The 16,246-nt window shown below is 44.4% G+C and carries 16 protein-coding genes and 3 pseudogenes; 7 read left to right on the top strand and 12 right to left on the bottom strand.

Annotated elements, in window-relative coordinates; all coding sequences use genetic code 11:
- Positions 1-194 (top strand): annotated as a pseudogene (locus L1D55_RS14425) (hypothetical protein); the annotation flags it as partial.
- On the opposite strand, the gene L1D55_RS14420 reads toward L1D55_RS14425, so the two are convergent.
- On the bottom strand, positions 191-1,138 hold the full coding sequence (locus L1D55_RS14420) for an IS30 family transposase (protein ID WP_239917910.1): 948 nt from the start codon (positions 1,136-1,138) through the stop codon (positions 191-193). The pseudogene L1D55_RS14425 and the gene L1D55_RS14420 overlap by 4 nt on opposite strands.
- Before the next feature lie 117 nt (positions 1,139-1,255).
- Positions 1,256-1,387: pseudogene (locus tag L1D55_RS14415) on the bottom strand (helix-turn-helix domain-containing protein); the annotation flags it as partial.
- A gap of 116 nt (positions 1,388-1,503) precedes the next feature.
- Here L1D55_RS14415 and L1D55_RS14410 point away from each other — a divergent pair.
- From L1D55_RS14410 to L1D55_RS14400, 3 genes are read left to right on the top strand one after another with little or no spacing between them, the layout of a single operon-like run.
- The gene (locus L1D55_RS14410; protein WP_239917909.1) at positions 1,504-1,770 is read left to right on the top strand and encodes a hypothetical protein; all 267 of its coding nucleotides are present in this window, start codon (positions 1,504-1,506) and stop codon (positions 1,768-1,770) included.
- A complete protein-coding gene (locus tag L1D55_RS14405; RefSeq protein ID WP_102333108.1) occupies positions 1,763-2,050 on the top strand; it encodes a hypothetical protein in 288 nt (95 codons plus the stop codon). The genes L1D55_RS14410 and L1D55_RS14405 overlap by 8 nt, the downstream gene beginning before the upstream one ends.
- On the top strand, positions 2,013-2,933 hold the full coding sequence (locus L1D55_RS14400; RefSeq protein WP_239917908.1) for an integrase domain-containing protein: 921 nt from the start codon (positions 2,013-2,015) through the stop codon (positions 2,931-2,933). Before L1D55_RS14405 ends, L1D55_RS14400 begins: the two co-directional genes overlap by 38 nt.
- A 71-nt stretch (positions 2,934-3,004) precedes the next feature.
- On the opposite strand, the gene L1D55_RS14395 is transcribed toward L1D55_RS14400, so the two are convergent.
- From L1D55_RS14395 to L1D55_RS14385, 3 genes are all read right to left on the bottom strand, one after another.
- Entirely contained in the window at positions 3,005-3,163 is a 159-nt protein-coding gene (locus tag L1D55_RS14395) for a Hok/Gef family protein (protein ID WP_017110292.1), read from the bottom strand.
- Between the two features lie 916 nt (positions 3,164-4,079).
- On the bottom strand, positions 4,080-4,553 hold the full coding sequence (locus tag L1D55_RS14390; protein ID WP_239917907.1) for a hypothetical protein: 474 nt from the start codon (positions 4,551-4,553) through the stop codon (positions 4,080-4,082).
- A gap of 62 nt (positions 4,554-4,615) precedes the next feature.
- Positions 4,616-5,563, bottom strand: a complete 948-nt coding sequence (locus tag L1D55_RS14385; protein WP_239917906.1) for a hypothetical protein — start codon at positions 5,561-5,563, stop codon at positions 4,616-4,618.
- A 217-nt stretch (positions 5,564-5,780) separates the two neighbouring features.
- Between L1D55_RS14385 and L1D55_RS14380 the strand changes: the two genes are divergently transcribed.
- Positions 5,781-6,419, top strand: coding sequence for a recombinase family protein (locus L1D55_RS14380; RefSeq protein WP_239917905.1), 639 nt, complete (start codon positions 5,781-5,783; stop codon positions 6,417-6,419).
- A gap of 722 nt (positions 6,420-7,141) precedes the next feature.
- On the opposite strand, the gene L1D55_RS14375 is transcribed toward L1D55_RS14380, so the two are convergent.
- From L1D55_RS14375 to mobH, 7 genes are all read right to left on the bottom strand, one after another.
- Positions 7,142-8,077 (bottom strand): Rpn family recombination-promoting nuclease/putative transposase, encoded by a 936-nt coding sequence (locus tag L1D55_RS14375; protein ID WP_239917904.1) that lies wholly within the window; start codon positions 8,075-8,077, stop codon positions 7,142-7,144.
- A 94-nt stretch (positions 8,078-8,171) separates the two neighbouring features.
- Positions 8,172-8,723, bottom strand: a complete 552-nt coding sequence (locus L1D55_RS14370) for a hypothetical protein (protein WP_239917903.1) — start codon at positions 8,721-8,723, stop codon at positions 8,172-8,174.
- A gap of 67 nt (positions 8,724-8,790) precedes the next feature.
- Positions 8,791-9,195: a hypothetical protein gene (locus L1D55_RS14365; RefSeq protein WP_239917902.1), complete on the bottom strand. Its 405-nt coding sequence runs from the start codon at positions 9,193-9,195 to the stop codon at positions 8,791-8,793.
- An 837-nt stretch (positions 9,196-10,032) separates the two neighbouring features.
- A complete protein-coding gene (locus L1D55_RS14360) occupies positions 10,033-11,175 on the bottom strand; it encodes a hypothetical protein (protein WP_239917901.1) in 1,143 nt (380 codons plus the stop codon).
- The gene (locus tag L1D55_RS14355) at positions 11,168-11,827 is read right to left on the bottom strand and encodes a PFL_4669 family integrating conjugative element protein (protein WP_239917900.1); all 660 of its coding nucleotides are present in this window, start codon (positions 11,825-11,827) and stop codon (positions 11,168-11,170) included. The genes L1D55_RS14360 and L1D55_RS14355 overlap by 8 nt, the downstream gene beginning before the upstream one ends.
- Before the next feature lie 18 nt (positions 11,828-11,845).
- Positions 11,846-12,385: an STY4526/YPO1902 family pathogenicity island replication protein gene (locus tag L1D55_RS14350; protein ID WP_239917899.1), complete on the bottom strand. Its 540-nt coding sequence runs from the start codon at positions 12,383-12,385 to the stop codon at positions 11,846-11,848.
- A complete protein-coding gene (gene mobH / locus L1D55_RS14345) occupies positions 12,382-14,292 on the bottom strand; it encodes a MobH family relaxase (protein WP_239917898.1) in 1,911 nt (636 codons plus the stop codon). The genes L1D55_RS14350 and mobH overlap by 4 nt, the downstream gene beginning before the upstream one ends.
- 828 nt (positions 14,293-15,120) lie before the next feature.
- Here mobH and L1D55_RS14340 point away from each other — a divergent pair.
- Together L1D55_RS14340 and L1D55_RS14335 are read left to right on the top strand one after the other, a co-directional pair.
- Positions 15,121-15,441 (top strand): helix-turn-helix transcriptional regulator, encoded by a 321-nt coding sequence (locus tag L1D55_RS14340; RefSeq protein WP_170960463.1) that lies wholly within the window; start codon positions 15,121-15,123, stop codon positions 15,439-15,441.
- Between the two features lie 106 nt (positions 15,442-15,547).
- Positions 15,548-15,895 (top strand): annotated as a pseudogene (locus L1D55_RS14335) (transposase zinc-binding domain-containing protein); the annotation flags it as partial.
- Positions 15,896-16,246 lie beyond the last annotated feature (351 nt).

Genomic DNA, 16,246 nt, shown 5'->3' with positions numbered 1-16,246 from the left:
CAACTGATGCGCTTCAGAATGGAACAAGCGACCAGCTTGAAGAAAAACTATTTGTACTAATGAGCTTAGGTGACGACAGAACCGTCAGCGAGACTTACATCTACGGTGAGAAAGCCTACGACGTGAATTTCAAAGATTACAAAAAGCTTGTGAGTCCCGAATTCAAGTCCGAAGTGCGACACTTCCCCATTTAAGCAGCCATGCACATTTCTTTGAATATCACGGCTGGCTGTTTAAAGCCTAAACACTTCTTTGGCCTGTAATTTATTCTTGCCATGGCGAGAGATATCACGTCCTCACTAACTTCACGTAAATCAGAACCTTTCGGTACATATTGACGAAGCAGACCGTTAGCATTCTCGTTTGCTCCACGCTCCCATGAACTGTATGGATGTGCAAAGTAAACATCTGCCTCTAATGCCTCCGCAATTTCTTCATGATTAGCGAACTCCCTACCATTGTCAGCAGTGATTGTATGTACATGCGCTTTATATGGCATGAGCAGTTCTATTGTGGCTGCTGTGACATCTTTCGCTGATTTTGAGTTCACTTTCTTTATCAAGAAGAAGCGACTCTTTCGCTCAAGTAGGGTAACAATAGCGCCTGTTCCATGCTTGCCTAACACCGTATCGATTTCCCAATCACCGAAGCGCTCACGACTATCTACAATGGCTGGCCTATAGTCTATCGAGACTGCATTCTTAATAGCTTCAGCCTTGGTTCTTTTGCCTTTACGGTATCGCTTATGACCTTGCCTCAAATGCCAATAAAGCTTCCCTCCGATTGCTTTGTCATTCGCAATAAATTGGTAAATCCATTCATGGCTAACTGGCATACCTGAAGCCGTCAATACTTTTGAAACCTGCTCAGGACTCCAATCATGTTCAATCAACAAGCGGATAAACTCAGCTCGTTCTGAGGGTACTTTATACTTTGGAGTCTGACTTCTTCTCTCAATGCAAGCTTGATGAGCAGTTTGAGGGCAGTAGTTTGTTTCTCCACTATTACGGCTAAGTTCTCTATAAACTGAGCTTCTATGGCAGTCGATGGCAAGGGCAATGTTTTTTATTGATACACCTTGTTCTAAAAGGGCTGAAATCTGGTATCTTTTCCCTTCAGTCAATTGTTGATACTTCATGTTGGAACTGCTTGTTTCTTTGGTCAGAAGAGCATACCAATCTCAACAATTGGCTGTCTTCCTCAGTCCTACCAATGAAGTGTCGCACTTATTATCTGAATTCGGGNCTCCACTATTACGGCTAAGTTCTCTATAAACTGAGCTTCTATGGCAGTCGATGGCAAGGGCAATGTTTTTTATTGATACACCTTGTTCTAAAAGGGCTGAAATCTGGTATCTTTTCCCTTCAGTCAATTGTTGATACTTCATGTTGGAACTGCTTGTTTCTTTGGTCAGAAGAGCATACCAATCTCAACAATTGGCTGTCTTCCTCAGTCCTACCAATGAAGTGTCGCACTTATTATCTGAATTCGGGAGTCTTTATTATGAAACCTAAATATAGCGAAAGTCTTATTAATCAAATGAGGCAGATTCAACGTGATAAGAAAAAGAAAAATTCTAAACTTGAATCATTCAAAAAAGAAATACTCATCTTGAGGCATGTTAATTTAAGTTATAAAAAAATTTCAATTTGGCTTGACAATAAACATAATACGAAAGCATCCTTGAGCCAGATCCACTATATGACTTCTGTCGCTTGGAAAGATGATCCTTTCCTAAAAGATATTAAATCCATGGCAAAGTATGAGTAATCAATTATTTAATGAATTGATCCATAACAATTATCTTGTTATCGATCATGAACATACCCAAATAACAAAACCATCACAGAAAAAAGGATCGCCTTTAGATCGCTATCGTTCTGAACTCTTATTTTTCAGGCGCGAGATGGGCTGCTCTTATCACGATATTGTGAAGTGGCTTGCAATACATAAAAACGTTCACCGCTCTCATACTCAAGTTGCTTTAAGAATTCAACAATGGGAGGCAGAATATGCCAAACAAGAAAAGCTCCCAACGAAAAAAGTTTGAGCGCAAGGCGAGAAATTTTTTCAATTTCCACTATTTTGGGCTAGGTAAAAACAAAAAAGAGGCGAAAGGAAAATTAAGAAGTCAATCCACTCTTTTTCGACATGTGGAGACAGCTGCCTTTATTCAAGAGCGGATGGGCGCAGCCATGCTAATAGATATTACGCCACAAATGGCTTTGGATTATTTATCATCCCGAGTCGGTAAAGTTTGTAGCAAAATGCTTGCAAATGAGAGGCGTGTACTAGAGCGGATCGTTTATTTACATGAGCCAGAGCGCAGGCTTTATATAGAAGAAAAACTCGATCCTAGAGAGTGGGTAAATCGAGCTTATACTCACAAACAAATTCATCAAATCATGACACATCAAACTCCAGAAAATCAGTTAGCTACCGCGCTGTGTTTTACAGCGGGGCTCAGAGTACAAGAGCTCCTCACCCTCCAACGATTTGACGAAGCTTCAGCGTCAAAAGATCGAAAATGGCGCAGTGATTTGTTTTCGGGTTTGCAAGGCGAGAAATACGTAGTGAAAGGCAAAGGTGGACTATATCGAGCCGTCATGATCCCGCATTGTTTAGCGAAAAAATTAGAGGGGCATCGTCTGAGTGAACCCCGACAAATCAAAGACCGAAAATGTACTATCACTAACCGGTACAACATCACTGGCGGGAAAAAATTTACCGATGCTTTCAGTCAATTGTCTAAGCGAGTTCTAGGCTGGTCACACGGTGCTCATGGGTTAAGATATACTTACGCACAAGATCGGCTTAATCGTTCTATTCCCGATAAAAGTTACGAAGAAAAACTGGAAATCATCAGCCAAGAGCTTGGCCATTTCAGAAAAGAGATCACACCTCACTACCTTCATCGAGGTACGTGTTCGTAGAAATAAGGGCGCTCTTAGACCATGCTTCACAAAACTGAATCAGGAGGGGTTTTACCCCCTCCTGCCCATCTCTACCTTACTGCTTCGTAGACAACAAATTGAGCCAGAAAACTTGTACCACCATCCTGGTAGCGAACCTCACAGAGTGAGTCTCGAACTAGCCATAAGCTACACAAGAACGTAAAGCACAGGACAATAAGTCCTGCGAGTGCTGTTTTATTTTTCGGCATATTTTGTTGCCTCCACAGTAAAGAGGCTCTACAATGAGTTTGTGGAACATCACTTAGGCCTCGTTAAATGAAAGTTACTGCGTCAACAGTAACCGGATAACGGGGCTTTTGTTTATCTGCCACAAGCAAACATAAAAGTCAGTCACTCATGGCAAATAAGCCAAGAGCGCCCAAACAAATTCTACCACAAGCCTTTCAAATCAAGAACGTTTGTTTCCAGCACCCCCACTTTCACCATTGATATCAAGCTTGTCAAAAACGACAAAGGGCATTCATTTGTGCTTCAAATGAATGCCCTTTGTATATCGTAAGTTTACGCCTTACGGCGACGTAGTTACCCCACGAATTAATCATTCAAGCATGATTTAGGCTCGCCAGCTTGCACGCTGACTGGTAGTGCTAAAGATAAAGAATCGCTCCTTAAGTTAAGTCTTTTGACACAATGGTCCCCCTCAGAACCTAGGCATCAAGTATGGTTATGTTGCTTGCAACAGGCTGTCGCAAAGTTGAATTTAGCCCTTAGAAATAAGAGCAGTATAATGACGCAGTGGCCATATTGAATTGATGTAAAAATCAAACAGTTGAATGAACAGGCGCAGAGCCTGAGCAGTTAAGTATGCTTTCACTTCTTTCTACTAGAGAAGAAGTCGCGACACGTTTCAGAGAGCCATTTAAGGGGGGTTAACCCCGTGTGCTTAATACTGTGCAGTCAGTATTCAACTACAACAGGATTAGTATAACACAAGAAAAAACAATGTGATGGGCTGGCTAGACGACTCAAAAAGCACTAAATTTCATGCATCACAAAAGTATCCGGGGTTTCGTGAGATAGTCAGACGCTAACATAAAAACATAATTTTTTGATACGAGTTAAGAGCATAAATATAGCAAGAAAAATAGTTGTCGATAGAATTACTCAATCATTCGGAGAGCAGAATTTTAACAAAATCTCGACATTATCCTTACTAGTCTGGACGGGGATTTTCTTCGCCCCAAGATACTGAGCAATTCGAGTTCGATGCCTACCATTGACAAAGCCTGCATATTGAATTTTCACAATACGAATCTTTTGTCGAAAACCGAAAAATCCACGCTCTACAAGCTCTTCTTCATAATCATGAAAAAAAACTCTAGGGGTAGATAGCAACCCGGCATCATCATGTGGATTTACCCCTTTGATATAATGATCCCGTTTATCAGAACTCCATGCGTCAACACTAGAAACCATCGCTATATTAGACTTACTCTCCGCGTAATAAACAAGTTTATCTATATCTACCCATACCGTAGTATAATCACTAAAGCATTCCCTACTAGTATCTAAATCTTCCTTCCAGCACAAATACTCATAAGCAGAGCCTGGCGGCAAATCAATTTTAAATGTTTTCATCATTTCCCATGAGTATAAGTGGTCCATCATAAGACTTTACACAACCATTAACGTAGCTTTGTTCAGACAAACTTCTCTGCAATCAAGCGCTTTCCTGTAGGCTCTAATGATTGAATAATGCTTTTTTGAGGATAGAAATACCCTTGGACGAGAAGATCGCAATCATTAAGATCGCCAATTTGGACTCTTACTGATAGTTCCTCGCCATCTTGCCATGTATCCCTAACCCTTGCCTGACACTGCTCCCCTCGTAATTCAAAGCAAAATTCAGTTACCTCGACTTGATCTTTAGGCTTGTAGTTTTGGATGACAGCATTTATCAACGTATTAGATATTTTTTCTCGCTTCTTGTCTGAAAGCATATCTAAAGAGCTTTCTTTTATTGGCCCGTAGACCCCACTTTGATTCAGTGCCTCTAGGATTTTTTTCATATGCCCTCCAGTATGCGGACTAACAAAAACAGAAGACCGAGACCCATGAGGCTTTCCTAATATATCTGTTCTCATATTCCACCACGTCTCTGCGACTTGAGCATACTTAGCAAGCTTGGTTTGCTCTTCCAAAAACCACCTTATAGCATCTTGTCCTCGAATAGTTCCGTCCCCTTCTAACTCAACATTGATAGCTTCTACTACTACCGGACAGGCATGATCTGAGTACAAAGGAGAGTCTAATTTAAAAGCATTCAGTCCAGGCAATCCGTTAGCATATTCGATAAGCTGGTTAGCACTATCTTCCCCATAAGGACAGGTCACGAACCCTCGAACAAAATGTCTTGTATGGTCAATCCCACGGTAAAGGACGCTTAAACATCTACCATCAAGATCTAATGGCGCTGGTATAGAAAGAATAGGATGCCAGTACGGATAAGAATCCACACAATTCCCAAGGCGATCTAAAATCACATTGAATACATCTTTTGCCGCTTGAGGATCACTTACATTTTGAGTGAAATATTTCATTGCGGATGAATTGGCAACTGATGAAGTATTTTTTTGTCTAAATTCCATAAATCACAAAACCTATATTTTCAATAAAACATTATTTACGCATATCTACATATTACGTAAATAATAAATGTACGCAAGTTTTTAATCACAGAAGAACAGCCTCGCAAATCAGTCTATTTTAGGTACACCCTTAATGCACTAGGCTATTTTAGTGCTGTAAATAGCAAAAATAGATGTATAATGCACCAATATAACTAAACCAATGTAAAATGCACCAATGAACAGCAATATACGAATTTATGGTTATCTCAGAGCATCGACCCACGAGCAAGATGCCTCGCGAGCAAAAAATGACCTTGTTGACTTTGCAGACAAAATGGGGTTCCCGATCGCGTGCTGGTTTGAAGAAAATGAATCTGGCGCTCAATTACATCGTCCTGAGTTATTTCGGTTACTCGATGTCGCCATGGCCGGTGATATCATCCTGGTCGAGCAGGTAGACCGCATTAGTCGTTTGAACACCAAAGATTGGGAGCAACTGAAAAACATCATCGCTAATAAAGGACTAAAGGTCGTGGCATTAGACCTACCGACAAGCCATCAGTTTATGAAGACCACCGATGAGTTTACAGAACGAATGCTTGCAGCACTCAACAGCATGATGCTCGACATGCTGGCCGCTGTCGCAAGAAAAGATTATGAAGATAGACGTCGACGCCAAGCTCAGGGCGTACAACGAGCAAAAAAAGAAGGAAAGTACAAAGGGCGACCGGTTAATGTCAAATTGCACCAAAAAATAGAAGGCCTACTTCGAGAAGGCAAAAGCTACAGCCAAATTGAAACACTTATAGGCTGCTCCAGGCACACGATTTCCAAAGTTTCTAAATTAATAAAAAGTAACAAGACACTATGTTAAGACCATCGCGACAAGATCGAGCCAATCACTTTATCGAAAAATCAAAACTAAAATACGGTGAGCGGTACGACTTTTCGAAAATGAAGTATGTCAATCGTTCTACCCCTGTCGAAATATTATGCCCAGAGCACGGACCCTTCCATACAACACCCAATAACTTTCTGGCCACGGTAAAAAAGATCGGTTGCCCGCTTTGCAGTCGTGCGCAGAAGGCAAAACGTACACCACAAAAAGCCAATGATAAGAATGAAGTCAGGGGGTGTGGGACGGATAACTTCAATGTTCGTGGAGGGACGAAACAATATAACCACCTATTGCTGAAGGTGTTTGATTAACGAGTGACCACCTAGATAGGGGGATGTTTGTTATTTGTTAGGTATCGTTGCTCGGCGCTTAAGGTCTTGAGCCTTCAAAACCTTGGCTCCCATGATCACAACTCGAAGAAAACTCTGCTTTGATTGGGACTTGTTCCAGTTATCTTTATATGCACCAAAAATTGCCCTTACTTTAGTAAAGTATTTTGACTAATGGAAGTTATTCCGTAAATATGTTTGACTAAACACTTAGGACTACAAACGGCTTTATACCGTTTGTACCTGATTTTGAGAGAGGTAAGGAACAAAAAAACAACGAATAGTGGTGTTGCCAAAAAATGAGGGCGGATTGGAACAGAAATTAGCCTTACCGTTAAACGAGCAAGGCTGATACATTATATCTCTAGACTAGTGAGAAAGTTGGGCGAGTTCGTCTTTGCTCAATCCAGTGACGTCCATAATGGATTGTTGGTCCATCCCATTAAGCATCATCTTACGCGCCATTTCATTAAGCGTTTCTTGACGGCCTTTGGCTTCACCTAATTGAATACCCTCTTGGCGACCACGTTGAATACCACGTTGTTCGCCTTGCTGGCGTAATTGTTCTGCAATCGTCATAAGTGTGTCCTCGTGTTTCGGTACTGATGAGGCTAGTGATGTGATCAACGCCTCTAGGTTGTTCGTTTCACCCACTTGGAGTAAATAGCTCATCAATGACTGTACTTGCTTATCTGTAGTGTAATCGGTTAAGAGCAATGTGACCAGAGGCTCAAGGAAATCCATGATATCTCGATGCCTCGCATGCTTTTGTACCAGCTCAAGCAAGGCGATACGGCGATGCTGCATTATCTCATCGTCCGAGATGACCGTAACATCGACCAATGGAAAGTCTTGAGTATAAAGCGCTTTAGCCTGGTCTGGATTAGCAAAACCTTTTAACCAATTCATATCATAGGGATAAGGCGATATTTTGCCATGGTAAAACTGCAGTGGTATCACCAAAGGTAAATGCTTATGGCCAGCATCAATATGCTGCTGCATGGCAGCAATAGCGTAACGCATCAGCCTAAATGCCATGTGCTTATCTGGTCGGCTTTGGTGTTCGATTAGCGCGTAGACATACCCTTCTCCTTGAGAGGTTTTGAGAGAATAGAGCACATCCGAATAGTAAGGGCGCAGGCTTTCTTCAATGAAGCTGCCGGATTCGAGCTTAAGCGTCGTCAAATCGCAGATGTCACGCAGCTCAGCTGGCAGGTGAATATCCAGTAAGTCCTTAGCGGTTTCTGGATGCGTCATAAACTGCTTAAAAAGCGCATCATGTGGGGTTGGGGTCGTATTTTTCATGTCATTATCTTAACACTCAATGCATTGAATTCGTACCTCGATAGCGTATCACCGATTCACGTAATGCTCGTGTGCGTATTGACGAGCTCTAGGGTCAGCCTATCACCGACTCATAAACCACATTAATGTTCGCTTTTTTGAAATCGCCTTTGGCTATTTGAAGGTACTTATTTTTTGAGTTTCTCTCCAAATAAACTCGCCATAGAACACCTTGATCGAAGGGCGTATCGACATACCCCGAAATAAAGGTGTTTTTCCCCGTCCATAACGTCGCTTCAATGTGTTTGATAGGTTTTAGACTCAGATTAAGCTGTTCGAGTGCTTTCTTGACTGGCGATCGGACGAACAAGGTCTCCAAACTCGCTGCCGCTGATATCTTGATCCAATTCCCGAGCACATCATACGAAGACACCACCCACCTTGACTCGCTACAATAATAGGTAAACCGTAAGACAGGGACTTCAAACACAATGCTACCATTTTCTCTTTTTTGGTAATAGAGCGTATAACCGCCCAACGAAGCTTGACCAATGAGATCGATCTTATCTTGATACTCCGCCAAAGGACGGACGTCATTAACCCACCATTGAAATAGGAGTGCATTAGAAGGCGGACATGGCGGCTCCTCAATATCAACGATGAACATAAGAAATCCTATTAATAGGGAGGGGAAAATCAGTAAGATAAGAACCTATTTTTTGCATTTTTTCAAGTTAAGGCTTGAGAAGTTCATCAACATCAACGCCAGAAAGCAGCATGACCGAACGGTACCCCTGCCATAAGCTCATGATCACCGCCTCTAACACTTCAAGCATTTCAGTCTCGCTACTGCCGTGATAGCGTCGAAAGAAGCCATGGTGAAGACCATGCAGAGCTTTGAAGGACTCATTAAGAGCCTGCATGACCAGCTCTTCTTGATGTTGCCCTTTTTGCTGACGAATAAAGAGATTCAATGCTGGACGATGCTCATCATCCAAAAGCGTCCAAGCTAATTCTGGCTTGTCGGTAACAAGATTAGGGGTCACTCCCAAAATACGTATCAATAACGTCCCGAGCTCATGCTCTAAAAGCTGTGCCAGTTCGGATGCTTCGCCAAACTTTTTGTACACTTCATTCATCGTGCTTTCCTCATTTTAATTTCGATAACTTTCAATAAGATAATAGCATAAATCGGCTATTTAATAGCCGAATTTTTTCTTTTCTAACAGTTACTTAAATCAAGGTGACATCTCAATACTAACCTTTTTTTGTTTATCCATTCCCCCACCCCAAAACCACTCTAACGCACGCCAGAATCCTTTAACGCTCGCCTGGTACAGCAATCAAGTCATGGAGGAGCGTGCGACGACATACAGAATGAGCAAAGCGAAAAAATATTGACCGCTGCGCTTTTCATAAAAAAGGTCGCACTGTCAGTCACTATGGCTTAAATCTTGCCCCCTCGCCTTGCTAGAATGCGCGAGCGCAGCGAGTAAGATAAGGCGGTGATATTAACGCGTCTTCATAGTGTATCGCTGTGCTACCGGATGATCAGTGGAAGTGGGGCCCGTTCTTATCGTGATATCGTCTGAAGGTGAGTTTATCGAGGGACTTGATACGATAAGAATGGGAGGTACTTTAAGGCTCTTTGGTTTATCCACTCTATCCACAGATTTTAAGAATTAGTTATAGAAAGAAAAGTACCGAATTTAAGTCATAAAATGGGGCATCTATTTTTCATCGTCGTAGTATCTATATATATCAATAGTTAGTATTCGTTTTATGTGGATAACGTACAAAGCCCACAAAACGCTCCCCATAAGAGAATTTTATCCACCGCAGACTGAAAATCAGTCGAAAAGAGAAACAATGAAGGTAAAGCCTGACTAAGAGAGTGTGATTAAGGTCAAATTAAGTCGATAGAGGGATGTGCTAAAGCCGCTTCAAAGAAGCAAAAGGATAAGAAAGTAGGAAGATTAAGCCGCGAGGGGCTCGGGCGGTGAAGCGGTAGGAGAGAAGCCCAAATGTTTAAGGCGGGTATTCGCTGTCACCTCGAATTCTTGCTGGCTCAGCGTACGGTCTAACCCTTCATCGAGCATTTTTTTAACAACCAGGCTCAGCGCTCTAGAGCGATCATTGGTTTGTTGAACTTTCTGTTTGGTACTGGCCGCCCCAATCGCCTGATTACGACGTTCAATGGTGCCTTCCCATAACGTATTACGCAGTATAGCCAAGCGGGCTGGTAGGCTCCCTGCCCCCTCTTGAATAGCCCGCTTATCCGCAGCTTCAAATTCTTGGCAAAGTTTCTTTCCAGCGGTCTCTCCGCCGACTAAAGTCCCGAAGTCATCCGTTAAGACATAAACGTTGTTGAGGTTACGCTTTTGTCCATCTGTTTTGTCGTGCACCAGGCCGCCACGTGGGTCGGTCGCCAAGTTATCCCCAATAAAGGCATGACGAAGCAACCCACACCGGATCAATAAGGATAACCAACGAGAGACCGTGGATTGGCTTTTACCAATCACTTCACCAATCTGCGACTGTGTGCCTCTCAGTGAGAACGAACGCGTGCTGAGACAAGTGTTGCAAATCATATAGAGCACTAAGTGATCGAAGGTTTGCGCGGCGTCTTTACGATACAACACCGTGCTGCCTTGACGCTGCAACTGGTAGTAGAGCCCACCATTAGCCCGAGCGCCGTGTTTTAACACCGCACGAAAGACATCGCCGAGGCCCGCTGGGAGCTTAGGCGGTTTGCCACTTTTCTTCCAGCGCTCAAGCGCATACTCAGGGCGATGATGGAACGCAACCAAAGCCGCTTCATAATCCGAGAGCGGTTGGGTGGCCTTCCCCATTGGAGTTTGCTTGGCTTTTTCGAGTTCGACCAAGAGCTCAGAGCGCTTTCGTGAACGCTTGCTTTCGCGCGCATATCGCTGCGATTCATGTTCGTTAGCCTTATCTTGCAGCGTTTGCTCTTCCTCTGGCGCGGGTCTCTCGCCCGACAAGACTTGATACGCTTCATCGGGGTGATAAGGCGCGCCTTGCTCCACAGCAAAAGAGACCGTGCTTGGCTTAGCCGTTAGGGGCTCTGGCGCCCCCTGAAACACGGTTCGTTTAGCCATGAGAGACCTTAATCACAGGCGCAAACTCCGCGCGCTCGACCCCTTCCAAGACTTCAAAAGGGATAGCGCCGAGCTTAGCCTGAGCGGCTTGCGCTTTCGCATTGTTGTCCGTCACATCTTGTCGGGTCACCCCCGAGTGCTGAAAGGTGACGCTCATTGAAATGATCCCACGTAGGGCTTTCAAGCACGCGAGGCGATGCTGTTCAAATTCATTGCGGGTCATCTGCGCTTTAAAGTGCGCATCTGAGAGCTGCACCATCGCAATATCAAATTGCTCTAACAATGCCAACAGACGCCAACCAAAGCGCGTCTTGACCGAAACCGATTTTTTCACCGGTGCGCGACTCAAGGTCTCATGATACAAAATGCGAGAGCTATTGCGCTGAGGCAGGGCATCGAGCGTGGATTGGCACAAAGCAAACGCCGCATTGATGGCGCGCTCGATTTCAAGCAAGGCAAAATCCGCATAGGGATCGTCATGGCGCGCCGCATGCTCCAGTGTCGAGAGACGTTGAAAAAACAACCCAACACCGGGAGCCTTGCTCCGTTTCGATGGATTCCACAGTTTGACGGTTTCGACGCTGTGCAATTGCACCTCGGCGCTGGCCATCAAGCCCCCCATTTTGTTGCTTTGCTGCTTTTTATTGCTCATGCTCTTTATCCCACTTTTCTAATGTTGATTACCATCACAAATTTCAGCCCATATCGCCCCAATGCTCAGTTGGCATTGCTGTGCCACAGCGACTATTTGCTCTTGATTAATCCGTTGGACGTTATTAATAGGTAGCTGCTCCAATGCTTTCCATAACACATGAATCTGCGTGGGAGGAACGCATCGCTGTCTGAACGCCTCTTTCGGCTTCACCATTTTTCGCCAATGCGAAGACACTTTTCCGTTCACAAAAAAGAAATGCGACAACGCTTTATTGCTGCAGCCAAGTTGCAAAAAAACAATCACCTCATTAGGGATCTCTGAGACTTCCAGGGCATGGCGAAGCGCGTCGATATCGATAGCACATTGGCGTCCACAGATAGTCTGAGAAAGCGCCCTCATTTCAGAAAAAGACTGCTTCTTCAATTGACCTATTAATTTCGCATCAAACCCCGCTGACATCAGTGCCATGTCTTGTCCAGTACAAGCCATATGCGCAAGGTGGCTAAGAACGGCCCAATGCACTTCACTGGTAAGATCGTCTTTTTTCATGTTCATACCCCCTCCAATGTCACAAGTGGATTGACCGCGTAGCGAGTTTCCCACGCTTCGGTCAAAGGAAACAAAAAGCCGTTCAGCGCTTGATTGGAATCTTGAATGCGCGCTTTGTGTACGTTACGCGCCTCTTTCGTGACGATATGACGCTTTAGAGGTTGCAACCCTTGTTGAACTTCGCTGTAACTGTTGGCTTTGGCGTACTGGCAACGCTCATCGATGAAGGTACGAAAGGCGCCAGGCGAGACCACAAACAAACCTTGTTCAAGACGATGGAATAACGCGTCTTGACGGTTCACCGGGTGCACACCGCCTTTAAGAACCAAATCTAACCATTCGTAGAAGGCGCAGCCCAAGTCTTCGCCTTGGGTCTCCCTCAAATCTATCTTCTGCAGTAGAGCGTGAGGCTCGCTGGACTCAGGCACAGAGACAGGATCAGCGTTTAACGCTTCCAACGCGGCTTCGACCTCATCCATCGGCGCAGCGGGCTCTATTGCGGCAGGAGGTATCGCTTCTGGGTCTTCATCCTCTTGCTCGATGGGCGATGTAGTCTGCGTCATAGCTGGCTGCATGAAAGCCATAAGGTCATCACTGATGGCGTCATTGTTGAGGGGGGCTTCAAGATGAGTGGTGTCTGCCATAGGTGCATCTTCATTCACAGAAACGACTGACTGAGGTTGAGCAGGTGTCGCTTCTCCCTCAACGTCTACCTCAACAGGAAGAATGTGTCCCACCAGGCTCTCCAGCTCTGCTTCTGGGGCGAATGTCGGCCAATGCACACAGATAAAGGTAAAGGTTTGACGCCAGTCAAACTCGGAGAGCAGCACCTCGCACTTCCAAATCGCCAGGTCGTCAGCGTTCGGACGAATGAGTTGGTGTTGCTGCAGCTCGTTAAACAGACGGGAATTGTCCGAAGGGACAGAGGTGATACCACGCTCAAGCAGCGTGCTGCGTAGTCGGTCAGCGATGGGCTTACTCATCAAGTAAAGGAGCTCCCCCTCCACAAAACCTTCGGCGCCTTTTTTGTTCAGTGGGATGGTCGCGCTTTGCAGAAGGTGCGATAAGGTCAGCTTGAGTTGTCCCGCCAGGGACACCGTCGCCCCGCGCGCTTGCTCAGCGGCGAGATTGATCCCCTCTTTGTCGGCGCCCAAGTCTTGCGCGACGCTGGCCGCGTCCGCTTGCGTCACGATTTGCTCAATGACATTGTCGGGGTTTTTATGACCGGATAGATATTCAACCATGGTGTGAAACAAGGCTTTGTCGCTGGAGATAGCCAGCATGGCGTCAGAACTGAGCAATTGAGTCAGTAGGGTATGGCCCATATATTGGTGCGTCGAGTACTGGCGTGCTTTGTTGTAACGACAACGGTACGGTCTGGTGATGGCGCCCATCACTGGACTCCAACGCTCCCCCTCCCCGCTTTCTTGATGCAACTCGATGTCTACATCATTGATCTTGCCTGAGTCGTGCAGCAGCGCGCACAAAAACACACCATAGACCCACACGATTTCACGGTGGATCACCTCTTCGGGTGGGGTATTGGGCGGTAATATCGCATTGCGACGCAAGCGCATCGCGTAAATGGCGACATCGAGGCTGTGAAACAGTAAACCGCGTTTACCGGTGTGGTGATAATTTTCTGATGCAGGGATATCTTGACACCACATGGCGTAGTTCACGACCGTATCGACGACAAACTCAGGCCACACCTCAAACGGCAGCGCAAGGCCGCTGCGTTTTAAGACGCGGAGTTTGTCCTGGATAATCTCGTCGTATTCAAGCTCAGCCCGAGTGGCAGGCAGCACAAAACCCTCTGGATCGCTCAGCGCTCCAGAGGGAGATACAACGGATTGATGATGTTGTTCATCTGCGTAAAGCCAATCAATGAACCGTTTAATTGATTGAAACATCCTTAACCTACCTTCTGACCTATCAAAACCAAAAAATACTGTATATAAAAACAGTATCACAAACATTTCGTTGCATACAATACCGATATAAAACCGTTTGAGGCAAAAACACTGCCCCCTAGGTTTGAACCCATTTCATGCACGAAATAAAAGTAACAGAGACGAAAAAATCAAGGCGTGATAGCCCTGTACTCTGAATATTGGTAGGCGACACAGCACAGTTAGTGCATGACGCTAAGTCGAGCGCGGGGCTCGTCGGGTTTGATAGCACCGAAGCGATGTAGGCTAAGGGCAGTTAAGTATGCTTTCACTTTTTCCTTTTGAACTTGGAAAAAGCCGCGACACGTTTCAGAGAGCCATTTAAGGGGGGTGAACCCCGTGTGCTTGACTGCGCATTGGCAGACGGAGCAACTCTATAAAATTTGAATAGAGAGATCAAGTCCTTGAAGGAAAGCTGAGAAGGCAGGGCACCGCTTGTTGATTCAGTATTGATGTGGTGATGAGTACTGATCATCTGGACCAATAGGCGATTGACTAAGCATCACAGAGGGGAAAGACATCCCTCTTCATTGGTATTAGGTAAATGTTTGAATTGGAACTATTGTCACATAAGAGCACAAGCATAAGGTGCGAGCCCCAGAGCATTAGGGGCTCGCAATAGTGCGCAGTGGGATGCGCGCACTAAATTTGGTGTCGGGGTGTAGTGCATGAGTGGGTTTTTAAAGATCGTATAGCTAAACTATACATGTCTATTTTGGCTGTCAATTATTTTTAGCTCTTTCTATAGCTATTATTTACTTAATAATTATATTTCAGAGTAAAAATAAGTTGTCTAATAGTGCATTAAGAAATCGTTTGAAGCTTTTAATAAAATCTAGTTCTTTGAGCCAATCTGAAATCGCCAGGCGAATTGGAGTAACTAGAGGAAGTGTTGGACATTGGCTTACTAATGGAAATATTTCGAGAGAGAACCTATTCGCTCTTTGTAAGGTTTTGAACGTAGATATTTCTCAAGTTATAGACGAAGATAGTTATCTCAATTTAGAACCTTTGAAGGTAAAAGTTATACAACTCACTAAGGATCTACCAAAAGAAGAGTACTACAAACTGGAAGAAGTTATCAGAATCCTTGATCAACCAAGTGAGTAGGTACTTATAGTGAACCGGCGACGGGGTCGCCTGAGCGGCCTACGGCCGAAAACAAAGAGACTTAACCTACTAGGGTGCTTTACATAGATCGTTTATCCTATAGGTCATGCATCCGAATAAGCCCATCAAACAACTCTTCAATGCCAACGATACTTGGCTGAACTACCTCAATAAGTACCGAGAAACCCTCCGAACCGTCGTCATTGAAAACGTCACCAAGATGCTCGCTTGCAGTACTGCTGCTGTTGGCTCTAAAGAGTATCGATGCAGCTATGCCAACTGCACCCATCACAAATACATTCACCAGACGTGTAAATCTCGCTTTTGCAGCAGTTGTGGCATAAAAGCCACAGAGCGGTGGATACGAAAGCAACAACATGTCTTTCCTGAGTGTGAGTATCAACACATTACGTTGACGCTCCCACACACGTTGTGGCCAATCTTTTGTAATAATTGATTGCTGATATAGGCGTTTTTAACGGATACTCGCCTTTCGATTGGTCTCAAAACTTTTTTAAGATTATTTGATTATTAAAGTGGTTCAATAATAGTTAAATAGCTTCTAATTTGAAAAAATCCGTTATAAAGAGTTAGTAATATAGTTAATCAGTTAAAACGTTACGTTTCCATAAGACCTTGTATAACGGGGCTTTCTGAGTCATTTCGTGTTCAGAACCTCGATGTATTGTGTTTTAAACCACGATGGTGCGTGTTTAGTGGCGTGTTTACAACCACGATGGTGCGTGTTCACAACCTCGTTCTTACTGTGTTTCAAACCACGAGTCAATTAATGCCTTACGCACCT

This window comes from Vibrio sp. Isolate22 (assembly GCF_022398115.1).
In the GTDB taxonomy this organism is placed as follows: domain Bacteria; phylum Pseudomonadota; class Gammaproteobacteria; order Enterobacterales; family Vibrionaceae; genus Vibrio.
The sequence above is the reverse complement of the archived record's forward strand: the minus strand, read 5'-3'. Positions and strand labels throughout refer to the sequence as shown.